Origin of the sequence: Yersinia sp. 2542 StPb PI, assembly GCF_048593855.1 — a bacterium.
GTDB lineage: Bacteria > Pseudomonadota > Gammaproteobacteria > Enterobacterales > Enterobacteriaceae > Yersinia > Yersinia enterocolitica_E.
Map to the genome: position 1 here is coordinate 1 of NZ_JAZGQA010000416.1, position 1,111 is coordinate 1,111.

Genomic DNA, 1,111 nt, shown 5'->3' on the forward strand with positions numbered 1-1,111 from the left:
GGTTTTGGTGGCGTGGTGTTCCGGATTTGTTGGGGCGTTATCTTTATATTGATAGCGGTTGAGTTAACCATAGTAACTGAGAGGGTAACTTGCTGCTATTTTTCCGGTGCAATTAGCTCAACCACAGTTTTATATCTATTCTTATTTCAGGTTACGGATACAATGCTCAATGCGTTTAGTGTGTGATAGTTAAATAAAACTGAATCATTGTTAGATGTGTAATTGATAATCTTAATAAGATGAGAATGAAAAGAAATGTTTTTAATTATAAGTTTAAACTGGAGTGAATTAATCTAGTTCAGCACTGTTATTATCTTTTGTGTGCAGCTGAAATTATGAATATTGGGTTTTGAGCTCTGTAACACGGGTTACCGCAATATTGTGATGAAGTTAGGAGTTACCTGCCATCAGCCAGTACCATTACATCAGTGCAGAGGTGGATACTGTAACTGGCTAATAAATAAGCCAAACCTGAATTCCCTTTATGTCAACACCACCAGCATGACCACCAATAACTGCGGGTTACATAAATCTGGTTTGAGTGATCCTCAGCATGTGGTGATCGTTACTATGGTTTTCCCTTAAAAGGAAGTGTAGTTAGAGCGAGCATCGAAGAGTCTATCCTAAAGGAACTGTGTTCAAAGAGGTCTAAATTTCTGCTCATACCAAGAGCGGATGTTGCTAATACCAAGGCGTGTTAATCAATAGGGAACAGATCACTGATATTCATTGGTAACTGCCGTAATGCCATCAACGAGCGGATCACACCGTCATTTTGCATATTGAGGTGCTCGACAGCATGAATGATATCCTCCGGTAGTGCGTTCATCGGTGCTGATTCATGTATCTCGTAAAAACTGAAAGGGGGAAGAAATGGTGCTGCTCCCAAACAGGACTGGCATTCCTTTATCAGTTATGCATTTTTAGCATCACGTTAAAATTTAACTTACTTCCAGAAGGCGTCATTTTTCTCTATAGTACCTACGCCATAATAAATGTACTTAACTCATTATGACATATTACACTAACGAAAAATCTTGTTCTTCCTTCAAAGATTATTGTTCATTATATAACGTTATTGCTCACGAAGTAATTATGTTAATTAATAATG

2 protein-coding genes are annotated in these 1,111 nt (G+C 37.8%); one reads left to right on the forward strand and one right to left on the reverse strand.

Annotated features, from left to right (window positions below):
- On the forward strand, positions 1 to 186 hold a 186-nt coding region (locus V1952_RS22010), incomplete at its 5' end, for a hypothetical protein (protein WP_420075570.1).
- A 511-nt stretch (positions 187 to 697) separates the two neighbouring features.
- Here the strand turns inward: V1952_RS22010 and V1952_RS22015 are convergent.
- Positions 698 to 829, reverse strand: a complete 132-nt coding sequence (locus V1952_RS22015) for a hypothetical protein (protein WP_420075571.1) — start codon at positions 827 to 829, stop codon at positions 698 to 700.
- Between the last annotated feature and the right edge of the window lie 282 nt (positions 830 to 1,111).